Genomic DNA, 25,315 nt, shown 5'->3' with positions numbered 1-25,315 from the left:
GACCGGGGGAGGCATCGTGACCGTGTTCCTGGTGATCGGCGCGCTCGGCGTCGTGCTCCTGCTGATCGCGCTCGTCCTGGGCGACGTGCTCGACGGCGCCTTCGAGGGCCTGAGCGCGGGCTTCTTCTCGACCGAGGCGCTCGCCGGTTTCCTGGGTGCCCTCGGGTTCGGTGGGGCGATCGCCCTGTCGGTGACCGGGTCGACGTCGCTCGCCGTGGTCATCGGGCTCGTCCTGGGCGTGCTGCTCGGTGCGGCCGCGGCCAGGGCCTCGACGTTCCTCCACGGCACCGGCGAGACCGACACCGTCCGCACCTCCGACATGGTCGAGAAGATCGGCACCGTGGTCGGCGCGATCCCGGAGGGTGGCTTCGGCACCGTGTCGATCAGCGCCGGCGGGCACCTGACCCGACTCAACGCCCGCTCGAGCGTCGCGGTGCCGGCCGGCACCCAGGTCAGCGTCACCCAGGTCATCTCGCCCACGGCCGTCCAGGTCGAACCCCTCTTCCTTCCCTGATCCCTCGCACCGCTAGGAGCCCTGCATGTTCGATCTGTCCCCGGTCGTCGTCTCTGTGATCGGTCTCGTCGTCCTCGTGGTGCTGCTCGCACTGCTCGTCACCACGCGCTACAAGGTGGCCGGGCCCAACGAGTCGTTCATCATCACCGGCCGCAAGGGCAAGGGCGAGGTGCGCAACCCGGAGACGGGCGAGATCTCCACCGACCTGTCGGGCCAGAAGGTGGTCATGGGTGGCGGCGTCTTCGTCATCCCGTTCGTCCAGCGGCTCGCGACGCTCGACCTGTCGTCGCGGCGGATCTCCGTACAGATCCGCGGCGCCGTGTCCGGGCAGGGCATCAAGCTCAACCTCGACGGCGTCGCGCTGGTCAAGGTCGGTGGCAACGAGGACTCCATCCGGGCCGCCGGTCAGCGCTTCCTCAGCCAGCAGGCCGAGATCGAGACCTTCACCCAGGAGGTCCTCGCCGGCGCCCTGCGCTCGATCGTGGGCTCGATGTCGGTCGAGCAGATCATTCGCGACCGTGCTGCCTTCGCCCAGCGGGTCGCCGAGGAGTCCGAGTCCTCCCTCACGGGCCAGGGCCTGGTGCTCGACACCTTCCAGATCCAGGACATCACCGACGACGGCTCCTACCTCGCCGACCTCGGCCGCCCCGAGGCCGCCAAGCTCAACCAGCTCGCGTCCATCGCCGAGGCCAACGCGCGCCAGGCCGCCGAGCAGGCTCGTATCGCCGCGGAGCAGGAGATCGCGATCACCCAGCGCGCGCTCGCCCTCAAGAGTGCGGAGATCAAGGCGGAGACCGACGCCGCCAACGCGCAGGCCGCGGCCGCCGGACCCCTCGCCCAGGCCGACCGCGACCAGGCGATCCTGCTCGAGCAGGAGAAGGTCGCCGTACGCCAGGCCGCGCTCAAGGAGCGCCAGCTCGACACCGAGGTCCGCAAGCCCGCCGACGCCGAGCGCTACCGCGTCGAGACCGAGGCCCAGGGGCGCCGCAGCTCGACGATCCTCGAGGCGGAGGCCCGCAAGGCCGGCGCGATCGCCAACGCGGAGGCCGAGGCCGAGCAGGCCCGCCTGAGCGGTGAGGGTGAGAAATCCCGGCGTTCGGCGCTCGCCGAGGCCGAGGCGATCGAGGGCGCCAAGCGCGGTGAGGCCGAGAAGGCCCGCCGTGTCGCGGAGGCCGACGCTCTCCGGGCCGAGGGCGAGGCGCAGGCCTCGGCGATCCTGGCTGCCGGCCAGGCCGAGGCGGAGGCGATGGACAAGAAGGCCGCCGCCTTCGCCGGCTACAACGAGGCAGCCGTGCTGCAGATGCTCATCGAGGTGATGCCCAAGGTGGCCGCCGAGCTGGCCCGTCCGATGTCGAGCATCGACAAGCTGACGGTGATCTCCGCCGACGGTGCGGGCGAGCTGCCGCGCCAGGTCGCCAGCAACTTCGTGCAGACCATGGAGCTGCTCAAGACCTCCACCGGCCTCGACATCGAGTCGCTGATCCAGAAGTACGCCGGCGGCACCGCCTCCGCCACGTCCGCCGCGCCGGCCCTCGACGCCACGAAGCCGGCGCCGGCCGACGGGGGTCAGTCGCTCAGCTGATCCGCTTCCCGAGCGGTGGTCCACCTACAGTTTTCGTCGTTGCAATGCAGGTCGACCACCGCCCCGGGCGCGGCGTACGCCGACACCCTGGTTGGCGGTGGCCCAGCCACAGTTTCCGTCGGCGGAGTGTGGGTGGACCACCGCCCAACTCGGCGGCGTGCGCCGATCCGTGCCACCGGGGGAGCACCTGAGAGGATCACCCGGACATGGCGAACCTCATCAACCTCGAGCGCGTCTCGAAGTCCTACGGCGTGCGGCCTCTCCTCGACGACGTCTCGCTCGGCATCTCGGTGGGGGAGCGCGTCGGCGTCGTCGGCCGCAACGGCGACGGCAAGACCACCCTGCTCGAGGTGATGACCGGCCTCGAGCACCCCGACTCGGGTCGGGTCTCGCGCTCCCGGGGCGTCGAGATCGGCTACCTCCACCAGGGCGACGAGCTCGTCGACAGCCACAGCGTGCGCGAGGCGGTGCTCGGCGGTCGGGAGAACCACGAGTGGGCCGCCGACGCGACGACGCGCCAGGTCGTCGAGGAGCTGCTCGCCGGCGTCACGCTCGACCGGGCCGTCGTCGGGCTCTCCGGTGGCGAGCGCCGCCGCTGCGCGCTGGCGGCGCTGCTGCTCTCGCGCCACGACCTGATCATCCTCGACGAGCCGACCAACCACCTCGACGTCGAGGCCGTCGCCTGGCTCGCCGCCCACCTCATCAGCCTGCCGAGCGCACTGATCGTGGTGACGCACGACCGGTGGTTCCTCGACGAGGTCTGCCAGACCACGTGGGAGGTGCACGACGGCGCGGTCGACGCGTACGAGGGCGGGTATGCGGCGTTCGTGCTCGCGAAGGCGGAGCGCTCGCGCCAGGCCGCCGCCTCGGAGACGCGGCGGGCCAACCTCGCCCGCAAGGAGCTCGCGTGGCTGCGTCGCGGCCCGCCGGCGCGTACGTCGAAGCCGAAGTTCCGCATCGACGCGGCCAACGCGCTCATCGACGACGTACCCGAGCCGCGCGACCGGATGGAGCTCCAGCGCTTCGCCAGCCAGCGGCTCGGCAAGGACGTCGTCGACATCGAGGACGTCGACCTCGCGCGCGGCGAGAAGGTGCTGCTCGAGCACGCCACGTGGCGCATCGGTCCGGGCGACCGCATCGGCATCGTCGGCGTCAACGGCGCCGGCAAGACCTCCCTGCTCTCGCTCATCTCGGGTGCGCTCGCGCCGGACGTCGGTCGCGTCAAGCACGGACGGACGATCGCGATGCAGTACCTCACCCAGGCGCTCGACGAGATCGACCCGGAGGCCCGGGTGCTGCCGACGGTCGAGTCGATCCGGCGGGTGACCAAGACCCTGGACGGGCAGGAGATCACCGCGACCTCCCTGCTCGAGCGCTTCGGCTTCACCGGCGACCGGCTGACCGCTCGCCTGGGCGACCTGTCGGGCGGCGAGCGGCGGCGGTTCCAGCTGCTCAAGCTGCTGCTCACCGAGCCCAACGTGCTGCTCCTCGACGAGCCCACCAACGACCTCGACATCGACACGCTCAACGTCCTCGAGGACTTCCTCGACAGCTGGCCCGGCACGCTCATCGTGGTCTCGCACGACCGCTACTTCCTCGAGCGGGTCACCGACTCGATCTGGGCGCTGCTCGGCGACGGCCAGGTCTCGATGCTGCCGCGCGGGGTGGACGAGTACCTCGAGCGGCGTTCAAGCGAGCAGCAGGCCGCGAGGAACGAGGTCGCGACGAGCGCGCCGAAACCCGGCCAGCCGAGCGCAGGCCCCAGCCACGAGGCTCCACAGAAGGCGCGGCCCGGCAGCGCGGAGGACCGCGCCGCCCGCAAGGTGCTGGCGCGCGTCGAGAAGCAGCTCGAGCGGATCGCCGCCCGCGAGGCGGAGCTCCACGCCCAGATGGAGGCCCACCTCACCGACTACGACCTCCTCGCCCGCGTCGGCGGCCAGCTCGGCGAGCTGGCGGCGGAGAAGGACGAGCTGGAGATGGAGTGGCTCGAGGCGTCCGAGGCCGTCGAGTAGGCCGCGCCCGGTAGGAGTCCCCGCTTCAGCGGTGACTCCCGCGCGACTGGGCCGTTGCAACGGCCCAACCGCGACAGACTTGCCCCACCTGTTGTCAGCTGAAGGGCGCGAGGAGCGAGCGGAGCAGCCCGGCCAGCTGGGTGCGCTGCTTGCCGGGCAGGTCCGCGAGCAGGTCGGCCTCGGCCGCGAGCAGTGCCTCGAACGCCCCGTCGACCGCGGCCTTGCCCTCGATCGTGAGCCGTACGAGCACGCCGCGCCGGTCCTTCGGGTCGGGCAGCCGCTCGACCAGGCCGCGCGCGGTGAGCCGGTCGACGCGGTTGGTCATCGTGCCGCTCGTCACGAGGGTCTGGCGCAGGAGCTTGCCGGGGGAGAGCTCGTACGGCGACCCGGCGCGGCGCAACGCGGCTAGCACGTCGAACTCCCAGGACTCGATGCCGTGGGCGGTGAAGGCGTCGCGGCGGGCAAGGTCGAGGTGCCGCGCCAGCCGGCTGATGCGCGAGAAGACCTCGACGGGAGCGAGGTCCAGGTCGCCTCGCTCGCGCCCCCAGGCCTCGACCAGGTCGTCCACCTCGTCCCGCATGCCACCCATCCTGCCAGATCGGTCGAGAATCTTGACATCGAGAGATTGGTGGACGAGGCTGAGATATATCTCGACATCAAGACACTTGCCTGGGTAGTCCAGTGACAATTGGTCGTGCCGAAGCCGGTTCGGCAGCCGATTCCCACTGGACTACCCCCCACCGAGGAGGACGACATGAGCCACACCTGGGACCCCGACCGCTACCTCGCGTACGCCGACGAGCGAGGCAGGCCGTTCGTCGACCTGCTGGCGCGGGTCCAGGCCGAGACCCCGAGCGTCGTCGTCGACCTCGGCTGCGGCCCCGGCAATCTCACCGCCCTCCTGGCCGACCGGTGGCGGGGGGCGAGCGTGACCGGCATCGACAGCAGCCCCGAGATGATCGCCGCCGCCCGGGAGATCGAGGGCATCGACTGGGAGGTCGGCGACCTGCGCGACTGGGTGCGGCCCGACCCGCTGGCGCTGCGCGCACCCGTCGACGTGCTCGTCTCCAACGCGACCCTCCAGTGGCTGCCCGAGCACCTCGACCTCCTGCCCGGGCTGCTCGACCGCGTCCGCGCCGGCGGCTGGCTGGCCTTCCAGGTCCCCGGCAACTTCGACGAGCCGAGCCACACCACACGCACCGAGCTGGCCGCACGCGAGCCGTACGCCGAGCACACCCGCGACGCCCGCGTGCCGACCAGCCACGGCCCGGACGACTACGCCCGCGTCCTGCTCGACCTCGGCTGCGAGGTCGACGCGTGGGAGACGACGTACCTCCACGTCCTCTCCGGCCCCGACCGCGTCTTCGACTGGGTCTCCGGCACCGGCGCCCGGCCGACCCTCCAGGCGCTGCCCGACGACCTGCGCCCGCTCTTCGAGGACGAGTTCCGCGCGCTGCTGCGCGAGGCCTATCCCGCCGACGCGTCCGGTCGCGTGATCATGCCGTTCCGCCGGATCTTCGTCGTCGCCCGCAAGGCCCAGTGACAAGCCCAGTGACAAGCCCAGTGATGCGACTCCACCACGTGCAGGTCGCGTGCCCGTCCGGCGGCGAGGACGTCGCCCGCCGGTTCTACAGCGACGGGCTCGGCCTGACCGAGGTCGAGAAGCCGGCGGACCTCGTCGCCCGCGGCGGTTGCTGGTTCCGGGCGTACGGCGACTCGGGCGAGGTCACGGCCGAGCTGCACGTCGGCGTCGAGGACCCGTACGCCCCTGCCCGCAAGGCCCATCCGGCGTTCGTCGTCGAGGACCTGGACGAGGTGTCCGCGCGACTCGAGGGGCTCGGCTTCGACGTCGACCACTCGCAGCGGGACTCGTTCCCCGGCCACTCCCGCTTCCACACCCGCGACGGCCACGGAAATCGGGTCGAGGTGCTCGCCGAGTGCTGACTAGCATCCGTGCATGCGCCTGCTGCTGATCCTCGGACCGCCCGCCGTCGGAAAGATGACGGTCGGCCGAGCCGTGGCTGGCCGCTCCGACTTCCGGCTGTTCCACAACCACCACAGCATCGAGATGCTTCTGGATGTCTTCGACTACGGCACCCCACCGTTCCGGACGCTCAACACCGAGGTCCGGCGCCGGGTGCTCGAGGAGGCGGCGGCCGCGGGCACCGACCTGGTCTTCACCTTCGTGATGGGGATGGACGAGGAGGGCGAGGCCGGCTACCTCGAACGGCTGGTCGCGCCGTACGACGGCCACATCGCCGTCGTCGAGCTGGTGGCCGACCTCGACACCCGGCTGGGTCGCAACCGCACCGAGCACCGGCTGGCCGAGAAGAAGTCCAAGCGTGACGTCGACTGGTCGGACAACAACGTCCGCGAGCTCGAGGCCGAGTACAGGATGACCTCCGAGCCCGGCAGGGACGCGCCCGGCGACCGGCTGGTCGCGCGTTGGCCGCACCTGGTCATCGACAACACCGACCTCTCGGCGGACGAGACGGCGGAGCGGATACTGGCGTGGTTGGTTACTGATCAGTAATATCGCGGCATGCCTGCCGTCCTCGACCTCTGGAAGAAGACCTCCGCGCTGCCCCTGGGCGACCGGATCTTCTCGCTCGCCTTCAGCCAGAAGGCGCCGTACTTCGCCACCATCCGGCCGCGGTTCACCGTGATCGAGCCCAACCGCGCCGAGCTGGTGATCACCAAGCGCCGTCGGGTCCACAACCACATCAAGACCGTGCACGCGATCGCGCTGTGCAACGGCCTCGAGGCGGCGATGGGTGCCCTGGCCGAGTCGACCATCCCGCGCGACCGTCGCTGGATCCCCAAGGGCATGGAGGTCGCGTACACCGCCAAGGCCGACTCCGACGTCACCTGCATCGCCGAGACCGACCCGGCGCAGTGGACCGCCGACCTCGGCGACGGCTACGACCTGCCGGTGCGCGTACGCGGCGTACGCGCCGACGGCACCGTGGTGGTCGAGGGCGAGATCAGGTTGTGGGTGTCGCCCAAGAGGTAGGCGTCAGAAGGTCGCGGCCGACTGGTTCTGGTCGGTCTGGCCGACCATCGACACCTGCAGCATCTCCTTCTCGCCCACGAACTTCTTCTGCGCATAGTTGGCGATCGCGGTCAGCACGAGGTTGGTCAGTACGTAGAGACCGGCGATCACGAGGGTGGTCGGCACGATGTTGTTGAAGCTCAGCGGGAGCGACTTGAGGATCTTCGTCAGTCCGACGCCGAAGACGATGAGGATCAGGCTGGTGTCCTTCAGCGCCACCACCATCTGGCTGATGATCGCCGGGATCATGATCTTCACGGCCTGGGGCAGCAGGATCAGGTTCATCACCTGGGTCTTGCGCATGCCGATGGCGTACGCCGCCTCGGCCTGGCCGCGCGGGAGCGCGTTGATGCCGGCCCGGAAGACCTCGGCGAGCACCGCACCGTTGTAGACAGTGAGCGACAGGACGACCGACCAGTAGGCGCCACGCTCGATCGACATGGAGTTGAAGACGGCGTAGAACGAGAACGTCATCAGCATGATGACCGGCACGGCGCGGAAGAACTCCACGACGACCCAGCTGGCCCAACGGACGGGTGTGTGCTCGGAGAGCTTGGCGACACCGAAGACCACGCCGAAGACGAGCGCGCCGAGGACGGCGAGCGCAGCCATCGACAGGGTGTCGAGCCATGCCTCGCCGATCGCCTGCATGATGTTGGGCGTGACGAACGGCTCCCACAGCTCGTACGCGAACTGGCCCTCGTCGTAGAGCCGCTTGACCGCGAGGCCGAGCAGCACGAGCAGCACGAGCACGGCGACCACCGAGTAGGTGCGGTGGCGGGCGACCGTCTTCGGGCCGGGTGCGTCGAACAGGACGTGCGCGGCCATTAGGCGATCCTCCATCGGCGCTCGAGGGTGCCGGCCGCGAGCGAGACGACCTCGACCAGCAGGACGTAGCCGAGGGCGAAGGCGATGAAGATGCCCCAGCGCTCGTCGGCGTTGTTGTTGGTCATGATCTTCATCTGCGACGCGGCCTCGATGACGCCGAAGACCGCGGCGACCGAGGTGTTCTTGAGCAACGCGATCAGGGCGCTCGCCACCGGCGGCACCGACGCACGGAACGCCTGCGGGAGCACCACGGCGCGCATCACTCCGGAGAAGGGGAGCCCGATGGCCCGCGCCGCCTCGGCCTGCCCGAGAGGTACGGCGTTCACGCCCGAGCGCAGCGCCTCGCACACGAAGGTGGAGGTGTAGAGCGTCAGGGCCACGACCGCGGTGGAGAAGAACGAGGTGAAGTCGAAGGTCCCGATGTGGACGTCGACCCACTTGAAGTTGATGCCGATCTTGGGGGCTGCGAAGGAGAAGAAGAAGAACACCGCGAGAAGAGGGGTGTTGCGCACCAGCGTGACGTAGGTGGCTGCGGCCTTGTTGAGGACCGAGACCGGGCCGACCCGCATGGCGACGAGCAGGGTCCCGCCGATCAGGGAGAACACCCCGGACACCAGGAAGAGCAGGACTGTGTAGCCGAATGCCCTGAAGACGTCGGGCAGGCTCTCGAGGACGGCGTCCACGTCTCTCCTCTCGTTCGTGCGGCGATCGGTCCGGGCCCGCTCGGCGGGCCCGGACCGATCAGTGGTGCAACAGGGTCAGGACTCGCAGCTGTCGAGCTCCGGGAAGTCCGGCGTCTCCACGCCCGACGCACCCAGGTTGGCCTCGAAGGCCTCGGCCCAGGTGCCGGCCTCGTTGGCCTCCTCGAGGGTGTCGTTGATCCACTGGCACATCTCCGGGAAGTCCTTCGAGTAGCCGACGCCGATGCGCTCCTCGGAGAACGGGTCGCCGACGACCTTGAGCTCGCCCTCGTTCTGCGCGGCGTAGCCGGCGAGGATCGTGCCGTCCGTCGTCATCGCCTCGACGGTGCCGTCGAGCACCTTGTCGACGCACTGGCTGTAGGTGTCGAAGCCCACCGGCTTCATGCCCTGCGCCTTGGCGTTGTCGAGCGAGGTCGAGCCCGTCACCGAGCAGACCTCCTTGCCCTGCAGGTCCTCGGGGCTCTCGGCGTCGGAGTCCTCGGGGACGAGGAGCTGCTGGCCGGTGAGCATGTAGGGGCCGGTCTGGCCCACGACGGCGCGACGCTCGTCGGTGATCGAGTACGACGCGAGCACGAGGTCGACCTTGCCCTCCTCCAGGAAGGGCTCGCGGTTGTCGGAGATCGTCTCGATGTACTTCACCTTTGACGTGTCGTTGGGGTCGATGCCGAGGCTCGCGACGAGGATCTTCGCGATGTCGACGTCGAAGCCGGTGGGCATGTCGGCACCCGTCTCGTTGAAGCCCAGACCGGGCTGGTCGAACTTCACGCCGACGTTGATGGTGCCCTGGTCGGCGAGCTCGGCCATGCGTGTTCCGGCATCGAAGCTGGCGTCGTCCGCGACATCGACGTCGACGGTCTCGCCGTCACCTCCGGCGTCGCCGCACGCGGCGAGCGAGAGGGCCAGTGCTGCAGTGGCGACGATCGCCTTGGTCCTGGTGAATCGCATTGCTTCTCCTTCTGTCCCGAGCCGAAGTGTCTCCGGCCCCCGTTCGTGGTGGCATGGATGGATCAGTGCTTCAGGATCTTGCCGAGGAAGTCCTTGGCCCGGTCCGAGGACGGGTTGGTGAAGAACTCCTCAGGGGTGTTCTCCTCGACGATGGCGCCGTCGGCCATGAAGATCACGCGGTCGGCCGCGGTGCGGGCGAAGCCCATCTCGTGGGTGACGACGATCATCGTCATGCCCTGCTCGGCGAGGTCGACCATCACGTCGAGGACCTCCTTGATCATCTCCGGGTCGAGCGCCGAGGTCGGCTCGTCGAAGAGCATCACCTTCGGCTCCATCGCCAGCGCGCGGGCGATCGCGACGCGCTGCTGCTGTCCGCCGGAGAGCTGGGCGGGGTACTTGTCGGCCTGGTGTCCGACGCCGACGCGGTCGAGGAGCTCGCGCGCCTTCTTCTCCGCCTCCGCCTTGCCCATGCCCCGCACCTTGATCGGGCCGAGGGTGACGTTCTCGAGGATCGTCTTGTGGGCGAAGAGGTTGAAGCTCTGGAAGACCATGCCGACCTCGGCGCGCAGCGCGGCGAGCGCCTTGCCCTCCTGCGGCAGCGGCTGGCCGTCGAGGGTGATCGTGCCCTCGTCGGTGGTCTCGAGCCGGTTGATGGTGCGGCACAGGGTCGACTTGCCCGAACCCGACGGGCCGATCACCACGACGACCTCGCCGCGCTTCACCGTCAGCTCGATGTCCTTGAGGGCGTGGAGCTGCCCGAAGTGCTTTTGGACGTTGCTCAGCACGACGAGGGGCTCGCCCCGGTTGGCCGTTGCGGATCCCGGTTCCTGCGCGGTCATAGGCGCAACCTATCGGCACGTAGCCCGTTCGGGCCATGCCGCATGGCCCGAACGGGCCATCACAAGATGGTGACGGTTCCGGCGTCCGGGTCCCACCGACGCAGCGTGGTGAGGGTCATCACGGACTCGTCGTGCCCGATCGCAGCGAGAGCAGCGGGCACGTCGGACCGCGCGATCCGCCGCGCCAATGTGACGTGCGGCAACCACCCCCGGTGCTGTACGTCGGCTACCTGGCGGCGCAGGCCGAGCACTGCCCGGACGACGTCGTCCGGCACCTCCAGGAGCCGGACGAGCGAGACGCGTACGCCGCCGAGCAGCGCAATCCCCGACGTCTGCACCTCCATCGGCAGCAGCCCGCCGACCAGCTCGGACGCCCGTTCCTCGTCCTCGGGCGCGAGCGCCGGAGCGGCCAGGACGGTGAGGTGCGGGCTGTTGGTGGTGCCGCGATGGTCCAGCTGGGAGGGCAGGCCGGCGTCGTGCAGCGCCTGCCAATCGCGGCGTACGACCCCGACGCCGGCGTCGTCGGGCAGCAGCTCGAGGGCGTGCATCCGGGGCATGGTCCAGAGACTAGGTCGTGCCAGGACTCAGCCGACCAGCTCGAGGACCTCGACCACCTCGTAGTCGGAGGTGAGCACCGAACGTACGATGCGCTGGCGTGGCTGCAGCAGGGCCACCTGCTCGCGGCGGTACTCGTGGCCGTCGACCCGGAAGACCCGTTCGGAGGACGTCCACTCGACCGACCAGACAGGTGGTCTGGCGGCTCGGGAAGCGGTGCTTCGGATCGTGATCTCGGCCCTGGGAGCGGGGATGAGGGCCTGGCGGAACGTCGTGCTCATGGTGCCCCCAGACGTCGTGAACGCGTCGCTGGCCCAGCCACGCTTGTTACCGTTCTGTGTAGGTAACGCTGAGAACGGGGTGGCGTTACGCAGTTGTCTCACCGGACCACGAGAACACCTCGCGATTCCGCCGGCCGTCGCGCGCGGTCGTACGCTGGAGCGGTCATGAGCGCCACGGCAGAGACCCCCGCCCGCACCTACGAGGTCAAGACCCACGGGTGCCAGATGAACGTCCACGACTCCGAGCGGCTCAGCGGGCTGATGGAGGAGGCGGGCTACGTCAAGGCGGCCGGGTCGCAGGCCGACGTCGTGGTGCTCAACACCTGCGCCGTGCGGGAGAACGCCGACAACAAGCTGTACGGCAACCTCGGCCAGCTCGCCTCGGTGAAGGCGGCGACGCCCGGCATGCAGATCGCCGTCGGCGGCTGCCTGGCGCAGAAGGACCGCGAGACGATCACCACGAAGGCGCCGTGGGTCGACGTGGTCTTCGGCACCCACAACATCGGCTCGCTGCCGGTGCTGCTCGAGCGCGCGCGGTTCGCCGAGGAGGCCCAGGTCGAGATCCTCGAGTCGCTGTCGGTCTTCCCCTCGACGCTGCCGACGCGGCGCGAGTCGGCGTACGCCGCCTGGGTGTCGGTGTCGGTCGGGTGCAACAACACCTGCACGTTCTGCATCGTCCCCGCCCTGCGCGGCAAGGAGAAGGACCGCCGGCCCGGCGAGATCCTCGCCGAGATCGAGGCGCTCGTGGCGGAGGGCGTCACCGAGATCACCCTGCTCGGGCAGAACGTCAACGCCTACGGCGTCGAGTTCGGCGACCGTCAGGCCTTCTCCCAGCTGCTGCGGGCGTGCGGCGAGGTCGAGGGGCTGGAGCGGGTGCGCTTCACCTCGCCCCACCCGGCCGAGTTCACCGACGACGTCATCGAGGCGATGGCCGAGACGCCCAACGTGATGCCGTCGCTGCACATGCCCCTGCAGTCCGGCTCCGACAAGGTGCTGCGCGACATGCGCCGGTCCTACCGCCAGTCGAAGTACCTCGGGATCATCGAGCGGGTCCGGGCCGCGATCCCCGACGCCGCGATCACCACCGACATCATCGTGGGCTTCCCCGGCGAGACCGAGGAGGACTTCCAGGCCACCCTCGACGTCGTACGCGCCGCGCGCTTCTCGTCGGCGTACACCTTTCAGTACTCCAAGCGCCCCGGCACGCCCGCCGCCACCCTCGACGACCAGATCGCGCCGGACGTGGTCAAGGACCGCTACCTGCGCCTCGCCGCGGTAGTCGACGAGGTCGCCTGGGCCGAAGGCAAGACCCTCCTCGGCCGCACGCTCGAGCTGATGGTCTCCGAGGGCGAGGGTCGCAAGGACGTCGAGACCAAGCGACTCTCGGGCCGCGCCCCCGACAACCGGCTCGTCCACTTCGCCGCCGACTTCTCCTCGGTCGTCGAGTCCTCCGTACGGCCGGGCGACATGGTCACCGTGTCGGTGACCTACGCAGCGCCCCACCACCTCGTCGCCGACGGCCCGATCCTCGCCGTACGCCGCACCCGTGCCGGGGATGCCTGGGAGCGGCGTACGTCGTCCCCGGCCGCCCCGACCGGCGTCGGGCTCGGGATGCCGACGGTCGGCGTGCCCGCGCCCCTACCGCCCGCGCCCGCCTGCGGCTGAGTCCGCACCCCTTTGGTCGCGATCCCCGGATATCCGGGGATCGCAACCACTGTGCGGTGATCGTGGTGTGGCAGCCGCACCGTAGGCACCGCACAAGGAGTGGTCAGCCAGCCAGGGCGGCCGAGTCGGGACAGTCCGGGCAGCGTGAGGGCTGGCCCAGCCAGCCGCGCGCCGAGAGCAGCCGCCCGATGCGTACGGCGGTCTCGCAGGGCCGGCCGTAGACCTGGCCCCAGCCCAGCCTGACGGTCGCGAGTCGCTCGACCGCCGCGTCGAGGTCCCGATCCAGGTCGGCGTCGTGCTGTTCCGCGCTGTCGTGCCACATCCGCCCGTCGAGCTCGACCACCTGGTCGAACGGGGCGTAGAGCACGTCGCGGTAGAGCGGTCCGTGCCGCGAGTCGCGCACCTGCCGCGATGCGGTGGGAAGGCCGTGGGGCTGCTCGACCCGGGTGAGGTAGCCGTGCTCGAGCACCGAGCAGGTGCCGCGTTCCAGATCGCGCAGGACCCCGGCCAGGAAGTCCCGCCGCGGCACTCGCGCACGTGCGTCGAGCGCCTCGCGGATGCGCTCGGCGCGAGTGCGCCGCGCCTGGATCGCATCGGACAGGACGGCGATCGCACCGAAGTCGTCGGCCTTGCGCACCGCCACGTCGATGAGCGCCTCCTCGATGCGGACGCGCGGTGGGCTCGTGTTCCACCTGACCCGATCGTCGAAGCCGCTCATCCGGTGCAGCCGATAGCCGGTCGGCACGCGCGCGTGGCGGTCGCGGTCCACCGCGAGGTGGACCACTGAGTCGTCGCGCGTGGATCGACCCGGGCCGTCGGCCGCCCGCAGAGCGCTGTCGCCCGCGAGGGCGGCCGGCCACACGAGGTGTACGCCGACCCAGGCCCGTTGGAGCCAGGTCAGGTCGCCCGTGTGGTTGACGAAGACGCCGTCGTATACCCGCACGAGGTCGCGACGCCGTACGAGCCGCTGGATGTCGTACGCCTCGAGGCGGGCGTCCTCGAGCAGCTGTCTTCGGGACACGACGCCTGACTGCAATGCCAGCAGGTCGGCGTACGCCTTGAGGTCCATCCCTTCATCCTCGGCAGGCCGACATTGCCTCCGCCAGCCCTCCGGCCACGCCTGTGGACAACGCACTGTGCGGTGATCGCGGTGCGGGAGCCGCACCAGGATCACCGCACTGATGTCGCGATCCCCGGGTACCCGGGGAAACCGCGCGAGGCGAGCGTCAAGCCGGCGGCTCGGCCGACCCGTCCTCGGCCGTCTGGCCGGCATCGGGCCCGCCCTCGTCGTCGGAGGTCGTCCCGGCCTCGGCGTCGTCGGCGTCGCCCTCGGGGGCCTGGGGCTTGTCGTCAGGCTCCGAGATCCCCTCGGGGAGCACGTCGTCGACCGCGGGGTTGTCGTCGGGGTCGAGGTCGCGGCCCAGGCCGTTGTCCTCAGGGTCGTCGGCGATCGCGTCCACGCCGCCCGGGTAGAGCTCCGGGTCCTCGGTCGTCGGGGTCGGCATCGGGCTCAGGTCGTCGTTGCTCATCGGTTCCCTCCCATGGGTGGTTCCGTCAGATCGTGCCGCGACCCTCGCGCGCTGACCACCCCCGAGGGGGCGAGCGGTCAGAAGCCGAAGGTCAGGTAGGCGTTCCCTGACGACAGGTGCGCCAGCGCGTGGGCCTCGTGCGGCACCATCGGGTCGGGCAGCGACGTGAGCGGGAACCAGCCGATCGACGCCGCCTTGTCGGGCTCGACCACGCGCGGCTCGCCGCTCCACGACCGCGCCGTGAAGAACCAGTCGACCCGCTCGTCGATCGCGTCGGCGTGCTGGGTGCGCTGCATGGTGAAGGCGAACTCCAGCGCGAGGTCGGTGACGCCGAGCTCCTCGACCGCCTCGCGGCGCGCAGCGTCGTACGCCGTCTCGCCCCGCTCGACGTGCCCGGCCGCGGCGGCCGCCCAGTGCCCGTCCATGTAGGGCGTGCCCTGGCGCAGCTGCAGCAGCACCTCGGTGCCGGCGTCGCCCTCGCGCAGGAGGTAGACGTACGACGCCGGGACGAGCACGAAGCGGGCGGTCACGCGCCCGACCCTAGAACCCTCAGGGCGTGGTGGTGCTCGGCGGGATGTCGTCGTTCTTGCCGTCGAGCGAGTCGAGGGCGTCGCGCGCCTTGCCCGTCGCCTGGTCGATCTTGTCGGCGTGCTTGCCGCCGGTCTTCTCGTTGGCGAACGCGCCCGCCTTGTCGATCCCCTGGGCGATCCTGTCGCCGTGGTCGTCGACGGCCTTGCCCAGCTTCTCCTTGGCCTTGTCCAGGAATGACATGGGTGCTCCTCCGTGAGCGCCGGCCCACCCGAACGGGTGAGGACTCCAGCACGCCCGACACTAGTCCGACAGGGACAATGGGCCCATGCCCCAGCCGATCGTCGCCCTCGTCGGTGCGACGGCGTCGGGCAAGACCGGCCTGAGCCTCGACCTGGCCGAGCGCCTCGGGGGCGAGGTCGTCAACACCGACGCGATGCAGGTCTACCGCGGCATGGACGTCGGCACCGCCAAGCTGCCGGTCGCCGAGCGCCGCGGGATCCCGCACCACCTCCTCGACCGGCTCGAGGTGACCGAGCCCGCGACCGTCGCGCAGTTCCAGGGCTGGGCCCGCGCCGCGATCGGCGACATCCGCGGCCGCGGGGCGACGCCGGTGCTGGTCGGCGGGTCCGCCCTTTACACCCGCGCGATCGTCGACCCCTTCGAGTTCCCCGGCACCGACGAGGGCGTACGCCGCGAGCTGGAGGAAGAGCTCGAGCGCGTCGGCGGACCGGCGCTGCACGCCCGGCTGGCCGGCGTCGACCCCGCCGCTGCCGCCCAGATCGAGCCCGACAACGGTCGCCGCGTCGTACGCGCGCTGGAGGTCATCTCGCTCACCGGGCGCCCCTACGGCGCCGGGCTCCCGCGCCTGGAGTACGTCGATCCGCTGACCGTGCAGATCGGCGTCGACATCGACCGGCCGACGCTCGACGAGCGCATCGCCCGACGCGTGGACGAGATGTTCGCCGGCGGGTTCGTCCAGGAGGTCGAGCGCCTGCTCGCGCGCGGGCTGGACGACGGGCTCACGGCCCGCCGCGCGATCGGCTACCGCGAGGTGGTCGGCTTCCTCGCCGGCGACCGCACCCTCGCCCTGGCGATCGAGCAGACCAAGACCGCCACCCGGCGGTTCGCGCGGCGCCAGGACGGCTGGTTCCGCAAGGACCCGCGCATCGTCTGGGTCGCGTACGACGACCCCGACCGCGTGGACCAGGCGGTCGGGGCGGTCAAGGCGCTCAGCTGACGCGGGCGAGGGGGCGTACGACACCGGCCCGGGCCGGGCGCGCGGCGTCGGCCGCACCGAGGTCGGCGGCCTCCCGGATCCACGCGGCGATGTCGGCCTCGCTGCGACCGCGCACGTCGGCGTACCTCGTGAGCTTCGTCGGCTTGATGCCGCAGAACTCCATCGTCCGGCCCTTGACCTGCTTGACCGTCGAGTCGCCGACGAACGGGAGGTACCAGCCCGGCGAGTCGGAGGTGACCGCCAGCCGGCCGGTGCGTCCGGACAGCAGGCCCTCGGGCATGCCGTTCTCCTTGTAGCGGAACGCCCAGCCGCGCTCGAGCGTCCGGTCGAAGAAGCCCTTGAGCAGCGCCGGCACGGAGCCCCACCACAGCGGCGTGAAGACTGCGACGTGGTCGGCCCACTCGAGGAGCTCCTGCGCGCGGGCCAGGTCGGGCTCGAGGTCCTGCGGCGTGCGGTAGCCGGTGCGGAGGGTGAGGTCGAAGTCGAGGTCGCGCAGCACGAGTGCGACCGCGTCGTTGCCCGCGCCGGCGGCGTACGACTCCGCGAGCCGGGCGGTGAGGGAGCGGGGGTCGGGGTGACCGTCGATGACGAGGACGTGGGCCATGGCTGAGTTCCAATCTGGACAGTGACAAGAAACTGGACACCGCCCACATTGAAGTAGGATGTTGCTCATGTCAAGATCCAGTCCGAGATCAGCAGGCGGCTATCACCACGGCAACCTCCAGGCCGCGCTCGAGGACGCCGCGCTCGACCTGCTCGAGACCACCTCGGCCGCGAAGATCAGCCTGCGCGAGGTGGCCCGCCGCGCCGGGGTCAGTCACAACGCGCCCTACCACCACTTCGGCGACCGCGCCGCGCTGCTGGGCGCGCTCGGCGTCCGGGGGATGGCCGCGCTCCTGGCTGCGCAGGAGGAGGCCGTCGCCGCGGCCGACGGCACGGTGGCGCAGGTGCGGGCCCTGGGCCTGGCCTACGTGCAGTACGCCGCCACCCACCCGCAGGGCTTCGCGCTGGTCTTCGACCCTGACTACTGCGCTGCCGACGACCCCAGCACCGAGATGGCCGCACTGATCGCGCGCAACGAGCAGCTCCTCGGTGGCCTCGTGACCCAGCTGGTCGCCGAGCCCGGCTACGAGGGTCGCGACCCGATGGCGCTGTCGGCCGCGCTGTGGTCGACGGTGCACGGGATGGCGCAGCTGATCATGCTCGGGCACCTTCCTGCCGAGGCCGCCGAGCCCGCGATCCACGCGCTGGTGCAGTAGCGCCGGAGGACAGGATCGATCAAGCGCGCTGTCAGTGGGTGGTGCCAAGGTGGACCGATGGCGACCATCTACTACACCGGATGCACCCTCGACGGCTTCATCGCGACCGACGACCACTCGCTCGACTGGCTGACGTCCCGCGACATCGACATGGCCGGCCCGATGGCCTATCCCGGCTTCCGTGAGCAGCTCGGCGCGTGCGTCATGGGCGCGACGACCTGGCAGTGGATCCTCGACCACGACGACGACCCGTGGGGTCCGCTTCCGACCTGGGTGCTGACCCACCGCACCTTCCCCGAGGCGCCGGCGAGCGTGCGGTTCGACCGCGACGACGTACGCCGCGTGCACGCCGAGATGACCGCGGCGGCCGACGGCAAGGACCTCTGGATCGTCGGCGGGGGAGACCTGGTCGGCCAGTTCCACGACGCCGGGCTGCTCGACGAGGTGTGGCTCCAGTACGCGCCGGTCACGATCGGCAGCGGGGCGCCCGTGCTCCCGCGCCACGTCGAGCTGCGGCTCGAGGAGATCGCCCGCAACCGCGACTTCATGTGCGGCCGCTACACCGTCGTGCGCTGACGCCCAGCACCCGCACGGGCGTGGACACGTCCCGGTCGGCGGGGCAGGGTGGGCGGACGTCTTCTCGGGAGGTTCCCCCATGCACCAGCTCACCCGGCGCGTCACCGCGGCGGTCTCGGCCACAAGTGGCCTGGCCGTCGCCGCCGCCCTGCTCGCGGTCCCCACCGCCCCCGCTTCCGCCGCGCCGACCGCGGTCCCGACCAGCGCGCCCGGCGCCGCCGAGCGCGGCCGGCCCACCGCCAAGATCCCCACCGCGATCGGCACGGGCGGCGCGATCAGCACCGTCGACCCCGAGGCGAGCGCCGCGGGCCTCAAGGTCCTGCGCCAGGGCGGCAACGCCGTCGACGCGGCGGTGGCCGCGGCGGCCACGCTCGGCGTGACCGAGCCCTACAGCGCCGGCATCGGCGGCGGCGGCTACTTCGTCTTCTACGACGCGAAGTCCGGCAAGGTCCGCACGATCGACGGCCGCGAGACCGCGCCGGCCTCGATGCCCAGCGACGCGTTCATCGACCCGGCAACCGGCAAGCCGTACGCCTTCACCCCCGACCTCGTCACGAGCGGCGTCTCGGTCGGCACGCCCGGCACCGCCGCCACCTGGGACCGCGCCCTCGCCAAGTGGGGCACGCTCACGATGGCGGAGGCGTTGGAGCCGGCCGTGAAGGTCGCCACCCGCGGCTTCGTCGTCGACGACACCTTCCGCCAGCAGACGCTCGACAACGAGACCCGCTTCCGGGCGTTCAAGGCCACCCGCAAGCTCTTCCTCGCCGGCGGCGACGCGCCCAGCGTCGGCAGCGTCTTCCGCAACCCGCAGCTCGCCCGCACCTACACGCGGCTCGGCCAGCAGGGCCTGCCCTACTTCTACGACGGCGCGCTCGCGAAGCTGATGGCCGACGTCGTCCGCCACCCGCGTACGACCAGCACGACCACCCTCCCCGTCCCGCCCGGCCACCTGACCCGCAAGGACCTCCGCTCGTACGAGGTCGCCGAGCAGCGCGCGACCAGGGTCGGCTACCGCGGCTACGACGTCTTCGGCATGGCGCCCTCGTCGTCCGGCGGCACCACCGTGGGCGAGGCGCTCAACATCCTCGAGCGCTACCCGCTCTCCACCGTCGGCACCTCGAACGCGCTCCACCACTACCTCGAGGCCAGCGCGCTCGCCTTCGCCGACCGCGGGAAGTACGTCGGCGACCCGGCGTACGTCGACGTGCCGACCTCGGACCTGCTGAGCGACACCTTCGCCGCCGAGCGCGCCTGCGCGATCGACCCGACCAAGGCGATGGCCAAGCCGACCGCCGGCGGCGACGTGACGTCGTACGACGGCGCGTGCGGCCCGGCGACCGCGAAGGGGACGGCCGACCCCGACACCGAGAACATCTCCACCACCAACCTCACCGTGGCCGACCGCTGGGGCAACGTCGTCGAGTACACCCTGACCATCGAGCAGACCGGTGGCTCCGGCCAGGTCGTGCCGCGCCATGGCTTCCTGCTGAACAACGAGCTCACCGACTTCTCGACCGTCTACAGCGAGACCGACCCCAACCGGATCCAGCCCGGCAAGCGCCCGCGCAGCTCGATGTCGCCGACGATCGTGCTGCGCGACGGCAAGCCGTTCCTCGCGCTCGGCTCGCCCGGCGGGTCGACGATCATCACGACCGTCCTGCAGATGCTGGTCAACCGGATGGACCTCGGCATGACCGTCCAGGGGGCCATCGCGGCGCCGCGCGCGTCGCAGCGCAACACCGCGAGCGTGACTGCGGAGCCGGACTTCATCACGCTCTACGGCCCCGCCCTCACCGCGCTCGGCCACAAGCTTGCGACGGCCGGCGACGCCTTCACCAGCGCGGCCGAGATCGGCGCCGCGACGGCGATCGAGTTCGGGCCCGGCGGTCTGCTGACCGCCGTGTCCGAGCCCGTACGCCGCGGGGGTGGCTCAGCCCGCGTGGTCGAGCGCAAGTAGGGCTCGCGCTGCCTGCCACACTGGAGGCGTGAGCTACCCCTTCCTCAAGGGCCACGGCACGGAGAACGACTTCGTGGTGCTGCCCGACCCCGACGGCACGGTGCACGGCGACCTGTCCGAGGACCGCGTCCGTGCGCTCTGCGACCGTCGCGCGGGGATCGGCGGCGACGGGGTGCTCCGGGCCGTACGCCGGGGCGAGGGCTGGTTCATGGACTACCGCAACGCCGACGGGTCGGTCAGCGAGATGTGCGGCAACGGGATCCGCGTCTTCGCGCGCTACCTCCACGAGCGCGAGGGCGAGCCCTTCCCGATGGAGGTCCAGACCCGCGACGGCACCAAGGTGCTCGACAAGCAGGGTGACGACTACACCGCCGACATGGGCTCCCCGGAAGTGCTGGGCGAGACCGAGGTGACCGTCCACGGCGCGTCCTTCCCCGCCACGCACGTCTCGATGGGCAACCCGCACGCCGTCGTCCTCGTCGACAACCTGGCCGAGGCCGGGGCGCTTCACGAGCCGCCCGAGCACGACGACGGGGTCTTCCCCGAGGGCGTCAACGTCGAGTTCGTCGTCCGTCGCGGCGAGCACCACGTCGCGATGCGGGTCCACGAGCGGGGCTCGGGCGAGACCCGGTCCTGCGGCACCGGAGCCTGCGCCGTCGCCGTGGTGGCCGCGCTCGCCGACGACGCCCCCCGCGGTACGGCGTACCGGGTCGACGTCCCCGGCGGCACCCTCAGCGTGGTGTGGACCGCCGACGACCGGGTCCTGCTGACCGGCCCCGCCGTGCTCGTCGCCGAGGGCCTGACCGACCTCTGAGTCGAGTGCGCTCGCGGCACCATCCGCCGCGGGACCGCGCACTCGACTCATCTAGCATCCGGCCATGGACATCACCGGATCCTCCGCCATCGTCACCGGCGGCGCCAGCGGCATCGGTGCCGCGGTCGCCCGCGCCCTTGCTGCGAAGGGCGCGATCGTGGTCGTCGCCGACCTGAACGCCGAGAAGGGCGAGGCGCTCGCCGCCGAGATCGGTGGCGTCTTCGCCTCCGTCGACGTCACGAAGACCGAGCAGGTCGCGGCCGCGGTCGAGGCAGCCGGCGAGATCGCCCCACTGCGCGCGTGCGTGAACTCCGCGGGCATCGGCTGGGCCCAGCGCACCATCGGCCGCGACGGGCTGCTCGAGCAGGCCCACGACCTCGACGCGTTCCGCAAGGTCGTCGAGATCAACCTGATCGGCACCTTCGACGTGACCCGCCAGGCCGCGACCGTCATGAGCCGCAACGAGCCCGACGCCGACGGCCAGCGCGGCGCGATCGTCAACCTCGCCTCGGTCGCCGCCTTCGACGGCCAGATCGGACAGGCGTCGTACAGCGCGTCGAAGGGCGGCGTCGTCGGCCTGACTCTCCCCGTTGCCCGCGACCTCGCCGCGTCCGGGATCCGCCTCAACACGGTGGCGCCCGGCCTGATCGACACCCCGATCTACGACGCGTTCCCCGACCCCGACGCCTTCAAGGCCAACCTCGGCCAGAACGTGCTGTTCCCCAAGCGCCTCGGGCACGCCGAGGAGCTGGCGAGCATGGTCGTGGAGTGCCTGACCAACTCCTACATGAACGGCGAGACGATCCGCGTCGACGGCGGCATCCGGATGCCACCCAAGTAGACGCGGTTGAAGTGTGGCCGACGGGGTAGGACCAGTCGCATGGGGGACACACGAAGGATCGGCACGCGGATCGCGGCCATGCTCGTCGTGGTGGCGGGCGGACTCGCCTGGCCGGGGGTGGCCTCTCCCGCGCACGCGGCCGGGCCGTTCCCGGACCAGTGCGTGGAGGAGCGAAGTGGTCAGTCCGTGCAATTCGATCACTACTCCGGCGTCCAGGTCGCCGACCTCGACGTCAGCGTCTGGCTGGGCTACCAGGAGCTGAACAGCGACCTCTACCTCGTCAACGGGGACATCAACTTCGGAGAAGGACAGCGCTGGATGTTGGCGGACCAGTTCAGCCGTTTCGACCGCAACGGCGGATGGGTCACCTTCGACAACCAGGCGCCCGAGGACCCGTTGGGTGGCAGCCGGGCGGACAGGGTGCGTCCCCGGCAGCCTCTCCCGGAGTCGTGGACGAGCAACCGCTACACGTTCTACGTCGAGCAAGGTTTCCGGGGGCCCTCGGAGTCGATCACCGTCACCATCACGTGGTCCGACTGCGACGTGGACCGTGACTTCACCGGCGACAAGAGCCGCGACAACTGCGTCGGCCTCTACAACCCCGGCCAGGACGACCTCGACGGCGACCGCGTCGGTGACCCCTGCGACGCCGACGACGACAACGACGGCAGCACCGACGCCGCCGACAACTGCCCGACCGTCGCCAACGCCGCCCAGACCGACTGGGACGGCGACCGCATCGGCAACGCGTGCGACAGCACTCCCGGGACCGCGCCGGTCGCTGCCACCACGCCCCCGGCCCCGACGCCCACCACGTCGCCGACGCCCGGCGCCGCGAGCGGCTGCACCACCGGCTGCGCGTACGCGCGCACGGTCGGGCTGAGGCACCGGGCGGCCCGGCACCGGTTCGTCGGCACGGTCGACTCGCCCGCGGCCGGCTGCCGGGTCGGCATCGAGGTCACCGTCTGGCGCAAGTGGTCGGGCGCCGACCGCAAGCTGGTCGTGCTCACCACCCGGTCGACGGGGAAATTCAGGACGAAGGCACCCCGCAGGCCCGGCCGCTACTACGCGAGCGTCAGCTCGGACGCCCAGCCCCTCTGCAGCACCAGCACCTCACCCGTCGTACGCGTCCGCTGACAGAGGTCCCGCGGAGAAGGTTTCGCGACGCCCCAGCCGGGGAAGGGGCCTGACATGGGACAGCAGCTCGGGAGTCGGGTCTTCATCGGAGTGGCGCTGGCCGTCGTCGCGGCCCTCGGCATCACACAGCCGGGCGCGTCGGCCGAGTCGCCCGCGGCGGTCGCCGACGGCACGCTCGAGCCCAACCTCCCGCAGTACCCCACGGTCTGCCCGAAGCCCACCGAAGCCGGCGCCGACGCGCCCCAGGACCCCTGCGAGCCGTACGAGCCCGACAGCGACGGGGACGGCTGGTACGACTACCAGGACAACTGCCCCAGCACCTACAACGTCGGGCAGGAGGACGCCGACCAGGACGGCATCGGCGACGTGTGCGACCCGACGCCGACCGGCGAGCCCACCACTCCGCCGACCACGGAGCCCACCACCACGGCTCCGCCGACGACCGCGCCTCCGACGACCACGCCCACGACGCAGCCGCCTGTCGCGCCGACGGCCACCCCGACGACGCCGGCACCGACCACCGTGCCCCAGCCGACGCCGGTCCCCGGCTGCACCAGCTCCTGCGCGTACGTCCGCCAGGTCGAGCTGCAGGTCACCACGAAGAAGCTCCGCGGCGCGATCAGCTCGCAGGCCGTCGGCTGCCGCGCCGGTGCCACCGTCACCCTCTGGCGCCAGAAGAAGGGCGCCGACCGCCGGCTCGTGGTGCTCACCAGCAAGACCACGGGCACCTTCCGCACCAGTCGCCCGACGCGCGTCGGGCGCTACTACGTCACGGTCGCCTCGCCCGAGCAGCCACTGTGCGCGCCCGCCCGGTCGAGCGCCGTACGGGTCAAGCGGTCCTGAGCCCAGCCGTCCGCGCGACAAAGTGGTTCGCGCTCGTCGGGCAGTTCGACCTACGCTTGTCGGCATATGACGAACGCATCTGACCAACCGGTGAGCGACTTCACGCTGCGCGACGCCCTCGACGCCACCCGCGGCTGGGACGACGACTCGATCGAGCTCGACGACTCCCTGCTCGATCAGGACGACGAGTCCGACACGTCGTACGACAGCGGCTGGGACGACGAGGACCCCGAGGAGCTCACGCTCGGCGCGCAGGAGCTCGCCGAGCGCCACGCGCTGCGCCGCGTCGCGAGCCTGAGCACCGAGCTCGAGGACATCAGCGAGGTCGAGTACCGCCAGCTCCGCCTGGAGAAGGTCGTGCTCGTCGGCGTGTGGACCGAGGGCACCGTCACCGACGCCGAGAACTCGATGGCCGAGCTCGCGCTGCTCGCCGAGACCGCCGGCTCCGAGGTGCTCGAGGCGATCTTCCAGCGCCGCCACTCGCCCGACCCGGCGACCTACATCGGCCGCGGCAAGGTCGAGGCGATCCGCGAGATCGTCCAGGCCACCGGCGCCGACACGGTGGTCTGCGACGGTGAGCTCGCGCCCAGCCAGCTGCGCAACCTCGAGGACAAGATCAAGGTCAAGGTGGTCGACCGGACCGCGCTGATCCTCGACATCTTCGCCCAGCACGCCAAGAGCAAGGAGGGCCAGGCGCAGGTCGAGCTGGCCCAGCTGCAGTACATGAAGCAGCGCCTCCGCGGCTGGGGTGGCAACCTCTCCCGCCAGGCCGGTGGCCGCGCTGCCGGCGGTGACGGCATCGGTGGCCGCGGTCCCGGTGAGACCAAGATCGAGACCGATCGCCGTCGCATCAACACCAAGATCGCGAAGCTGCGCCGTGAGCTCAAGGAGATGCGCGGCACCCGCGAGGTCAAGCGCCAGTCGCGCCGCCGCAACCACATCCCGAGCGTCGCGATCGCCGGCTACACCAATGCCGGCAAGTCCTCGCTGCTCAACCGGCTGACCGACGCAGGTGTCCTCGTGGAGGACTCGCTCTTCGCGACCCTCGACCCCACCACCCGGCGTACGACGACCGCGGACGGCCGCGTCTACACGATGTCCGACACCGTGGGCTTCGTCCGACACCTGCCCCACGACCTGGTCGAGGCGTTCCGCTCGACGCTGGAGGAGGTCGCCGACTCCGACCTGCTGCTCCACGTGGTCGACGGCTCGCACCCCGACCCCGAGGGCCAGATCGCCGCGGTGCGCGTGGTGCTCGCCGAGATCGGCGCGACCAAGGTCCCCGAGATCATCGTGATCAACAAGGCCGACGCCGCCGATCCGCTGGTGATCAGCCGGCTGCGGGCCCGCGAACCGCACAGCGTGGTCGTCAGCGCGAAGACCGGCGAGGGCATCGCCGACGCCCTCAGGACCATCGAGTCGGAGCTGCCGCGGCCGCAGGTGGAGTTCGATGTGCTGCTGCCGTACGAGCGCGGCGACCTCGTCAACCGCATCCACCAGGAGGCCGAGATCGGCTCCCTGGAGCACACCGGCGACGGCACGCTGGTCGTCGGCCGGGCCAACGCCGACCTCGCCGGCGAGCTGACGGCGTACGCCCGCTGAGCAGGGCGGCGGCAC

29 protein-coding genes are annotated in these 25,315 nt (G+C 71.0%); 17 read left to right on the top strand and 12 right to left on the bottom strand.

Features of this window, described 5'->3' with window-relative positions; genetic code table 11:
• The first annotated feature begins 16 nt into the window (after positions 1 to 16).
• The 3 genes from EUA94_RS16675 (at position 17) to EUA94_RS16665 (ending at position 4,108) form a co-directional block, all read left to right on the top strand.
• The gene (locus EUA94_RS16675) at positions 17 to 514 is read left to right on the top strand and encodes a hypothetical protein (RefSeq protein ID WP_129428025.1); all 498 of its coding nucleotides are present in this window, start codon (positions 17 to 19) and stop codon (positions 512 to 514) included.
• Between the two features lie 25 nt (positions 515 to 539).
• On the top strand, positions 540 to 2,096 hold the full coding sequence (locus EUA94_RS16670) for a flotillin family protein (protein ID WP_129428024.1): 1,557 nt from the start codon (positions 540 to 542) through the stop codon (positions 2,094 to 2,096).
• Positions 2,097 to 2,302: 206 nt separating this feature from the next.
• Positions 2,303 to 4,108, top strand: a complete 1,806-nt coding sequence (locus tag EUA94_RS16665) for an ABC-F family ATP-binding cassette domain-containing protein (protein WP_129428023.1) — start codon at positions 2,303 to 2,305, stop codon at positions 4,106 to 4,108.
• A gap of 94 nt (positions 4,109 to 4,202) precedes the next feature.
• On the opposite strand, the gene EUA94_RS16660 is transcribed toward EUA94_RS16665, so the two are convergent.
• Positions 4,203 to 4,688 carry a MarR family winged helix-turn-helix transcriptional regulator gene (locus EUA94_RS16660; protein WP_129428022.1) on the bottom strand — a complete coding sequence of 162 codons (486 nt, stop codon included), beginning with the start codon at positions 4,686 to 4,688 and terminating at the stop codon, positions 4,203 to 4,205.
• Positions 4,689 to 4,862: 174 nt separating this feature from the next.
• Here EUA94_RS16660 and EUA94_RS16655 point away from each other — a divergent pair, with 174 nt between their 5' ends.
• Genes EUA94_RS16655 through EUA94_RS16640 form a run of 4 tightly spaced genes read left to right on the top strand, consistent with a single transcriptional unit; the run spans position 4,863 to position 7,121 of the window.
• A complete protein-coding gene (locus EUA94_RS16655; RefSeq protein ID WP_129428021.1) occupies positions 4,863 to 5,651 on the top strand; it encodes a trans-aconitate 2-methyltransferase in 789 nt (262 codons plus the stop codon).
• Between the two features lie 23 nt (positions 5,652 to 5,674).
• On the top strand, positions 5,675 to 6,052 hold the full coding sequence (locus EUA94_RS16650) for a VOC family protein (protein WP_129428020.1): 378 nt from the start codon (positions 5,675 to 5,677) through the stop codon (positions 6,050 to 6,052).
• Between the two features lie 13 nt (positions 6,053 to 6,065).
• A complete protein-coding gene (locus tag EUA94_RS16645) occupies positions 6,066 to 6,641 on the top strand; it encodes an ATP-binding protein (RefSeq protein WP_129428019.1) in 576 nt (191 codons plus the stop codon).
• A 9-nt stretch (positions 6,642 to 6,650) separates the two neighbouring features.
• Positions 6,651 to 7,121, top strand: coding sequence for a hotdog fold domain-containing protein (locus EUA94_RS16640; RefSeq protein WP_129428018.1), 471 nt, complete (start codon positions 6,651 to 6,653; stop codon positions 7,119 to 7,121).
• A gap of 3 nt (positions 7,122 to 7,124) precedes the next feature.
• Here the strand turns inward: EUA94_RS16640 and EUA94_RS16635 are convergent, their stop codons facing one another.
• The 6 genes from EUA94_RS16635 to EUA94_RS16610 all read right to left on the bottom strand — a co-directional run bounded on the left by EUA94_RS16635 (position 7,125) and on the right by EUA94_RS16610 (position 11,309).
• Entirely contained in the window at positions 7,125 to 7,988 is an 864-nt protein-coding gene (locus tag EUA94_RS16635; RefSeq protein WP_165356941.1) for an amino acid ABC transporter permease, read from the bottom strand.
• Positions 7,988 to 8,671, bottom strand: coding sequence for an amino acid ABC transporter permease (locus tag EUA94_RS16630; RefSeq protein WP_129428016.1), 684 nt, complete (start codon positions 8,669 to 8,671; stop codon positions 7,988 to 7,990). The genes EUA94_RS16635 and EUA94_RS16630 overlap by 1 nt, the downstream gene beginning before the upstream one ends.
• Positions 8,672 to 8,746: 75 nt before the next feature.
• Positions 8,747 to 9,634 carry a glutamate ABC transporter substrate-binding protein gene (locus EUA94_RS16625; protein WP_129428015.1) on the bottom strand — a complete coding sequence of 296 codons (888 nt, stop codon included), beginning with the start codon at positions 9,632 to 9,634 and terminating at the stop codon, positions 8,747 to 8,749.
• A gap of 62 nt (positions 9,635 to 9,696) precedes the next feature.
• Entirely contained in the window at positions 9,697 to 10,473 is a 777-nt protein-coding gene (locus EUA94_RS16620) for an amino acid ABC transporter ATP-binding protein (RefSeq protein WP_129428014.1), read from the bottom strand.
• 59 nt (positions 10,474 to 10,532) lie between these two features.
• On the bottom strand, positions 10,533 to 11,030 hold the full coding sequence (locus tag EUA94_RS16615; RefSeq protein WP_129428013.1) for a 2'-5' RNA ligase family protein: 498 nt from the start codon (positions 11,028 to 11,030) through the stop codon (positions 10,533 to 10,535).
• Between the two features lie 27 nt (positions 11,031 to 11,057).
• Positions 11,058 to 11,309: a hypothetical protein gene (locus EUA94_RS16610; protein ID WP_129428012.1), complete on the bottom strand. Its 252-nt coding sequence runs from the start codon at positions 11,307 to 11,309 to the stop codon at positions 11,058 to 11,060.
• A 165-nt stretch (positions 11,310 to 11,474) separates the two neighbouring features.
• Between EUA94_RS16610 and miaB the strand changes: the two genes are divergently transcribed.
• Positions 11,475 to 12,974, top strand: coding sequence for a tRNA (N6-isopentenyl adenosine(37)-C2)-methylthiotransferase MiaB (gene miaB / locus EUA94_RS16605; RefSeq protein WP_129428011.1), 1,500 nt, complete (start codon positions 11,475 to 11,477; stop codon positions 12,972 to 12,974).
• Positions 12,975 to 13,077: 103 nt separating this feature from the next.
• Here miaB and EUA94_RS16600 read toward each other — a convergent pair whose 3' ends face one another.
• The 4 genes from EUA94_RS16600 to EUA94_RS16585 form a co-directional block, all read right to left on the bottom strand.
• The gene (locus tag EUA94_RS16600) at positions 13,078 to 14,043 is read right to left on the bottom strand and encodes a hypothetical protein (protein ID WP_129428010.1); all 966 of its coding nucleotides are present in this window, start codon (positions 14,041 to 14,043) and stop codon (positions 13,078 to 13,080) included.
• A 157-nt stretch (positions 14,044 to 14,200) separates the two neighbouring features.
• Positions 14,201 to 14,503: a hypothetical protein gene (locus EUA94_RS16595; RefSeq protein WP_129428009.1), complete on the bottom strand. Its 303-nt coding sequence runs from the start codon at positions 14,501 to 14,503 to the stop codon at positions 14,201 to 14,203.
• A gap of 77 nt (positions 14,504 to 14,580) precedes the next feature.
• Positions 14,581 to 15,033: an NUDIX domain-containing protein gene (locus EUA94_RS16590; protein WP_129428008.1), complete on the bottom strand. Its 453-nt coding sequence runs from the start codon at positions 15,031 to 15,033 to the stop codon at positions 14,581 to 14,583.
• Between the two features lie 19 nt (positions 15,034 to 15,052).
• Complete coding sequence (locus EUA94_RS16585) at positions 15,053 to 15,274, bottom strand: antitoxin (RefSeq protein WP_129428007.1); 222 nt, start codon at positions 15,272 to 15,274, stop codon at positions 15,053 to 15,055.
• Positions 15,275 to 15,359: 85 nt separating this feature from the next.
• Between EUA94_RS16585 and miaA the strand changes: the two genes are divergently transcribed.
• Positions 15,360 to 16,271, top strand: coding sequence for a tRNA (adenosine(37)-N6)-dimethylallyltransferase MiaA (gene miaA / locus EUA94_RS16580; protein ID WP_129428006.1), 912 nt, complete (start codon positions 15,360 to 15,362; stop codon positions 16,269 to 16,271).
• Here miaA and EUA94_RS16575 read toward each other — a convergent pair.
• Positions 16,264 to 16,875: an NAD(P)H-dependent oxidoreductase gene (locus tag EUA94_RS16575; protein ID WP_129428005.1), complete on the bottom strand. Its 612-nt coding sequence runs from the start codon at positions 16,873 to 16,875 to the stop codon at positions 16,264 to 16,266. The two genes, miaA and EUA94_RS16575, sit on opposite strands and share 8 nt — an antisense overlap.
• A 67-nt stretch (positions 16,876 to 16,942) precedes the next feature.
• Here EUA94_RS16575 and EUA94_RS16570 point away from each other — a divergent pair, with 67 nt between their 5' ends.
• The 8 genes from EUA94_RS16570 (at position 16,943) to hflX (ending at position 25,300) form a co-directional block, all read left to right on the top strand.
• The gene (locus EUA94_RS16570) at positions 16,943 to 17,530 is read left to right on the top strand and encodes a TetR/AcrR family transcriptional regulator (protein WP_165356940.1); all 588 of its coding nucleotides are present in this window, start codon (positions 16,943 to 16,945) and stop codon (positions 17,528 to 17,530) included.
• A 57-nt stretch (positions 17,531 to 17,587) separates the two neighbouring features.
• Positions 17,588 to 18,106 (top strand): dihydrofolate reductase family protein, encoded by a 519-nt coding sequence (locus EUA94_RS16565; RefSeq protein WP_129428003.1) that lies wholly within the window; start codon positions 17,588 to 17,590, stop codon positions 18,104 to 18,106.
• 79 nt (positions 18,107 to 18,185) lie between these two features.
• Entirely contained in the window at positions 18,186 to 20,063 is a 1,878-nt protein-coding gene (gene ggt / locus EUA94_RS16560) for a gamma-glutamyltransferase (protein WP_129428002.1), read from the top strand.
• Between the two features lie 28 nt (positions 20,064 to 20,091).
• On the top strand, positions 20,092 to 20,877 hold the full coding sequence (gene dapF / locus EUA94_RS16555) for a diaminopimelate epimerase (protein WP_129428001.1): 786 nt from the start codon (positions 20,092 to 20,094) through the stop codon (positions 20,875 to 20,877).
• 64 nt (positions 20,878 to 20,941) lie between these two features.
• Entirely contained in the window at positions 20,942 to 21,718 is a 777-nt protein-coding gene (locus tag EUA94_RS16550) for an SDR family oxidoreductase (RefSeq protein ID WP_129428000.1), read from the top strand.
• Positions 21,719 to 21,757: 39 nt separating this feature from the next.
• Entirely contained in the window at positions 21,758 to 22,855 is a 1,098-nt protein-coding gene (locus EUA94_RS16545; protein WP_242494932.1) for a thrombospondin type 3 repeat-containing protein, read from the top strand.
• Positions 22,856 to 22,909: 54 nt separating this feature from the next.
• Positions 22,910 to 23,698 (top strand): thrombospondin type 3 repeat-containing protein, encoded by a 789-nt coding sequence (locus EUA94_RS22975; protein ID WP_129427999.1) that lies wholly within the window; start codon positions 22,910 to 22,912, stop codon positions 23,696 to 23,698.
• Positions 23,699 to 23,764: 66 nt separating this feature from the next.
• Entirely contained in the window at positions 23,765 to 25,300 is a 1,536-nt protein-coding gene (gene hflX / locus EUA94_RS16535; protein ID WP_242494931.1) for a GTPase HflX, read from the top strand.
• Positions 25,301 to 25,315 lie beyond the last annotated feature (15 nt).

Source organism: Nocardioides zhouii, assembly GCF_004137345.1.
In the GTDB taxonomy this organism is placed as follows: Bacteria; Actinomycetota; Actinomycetes; order Propionibacteriales; family Nocardioidaceae; genus Nocardioides; species Nocardioides zhouii.
The sequence above is the reverse complement of the archived record's forward strand: the minus strand, read 5'-3'. Positions and strand labels throughout refer to the sequence as shown.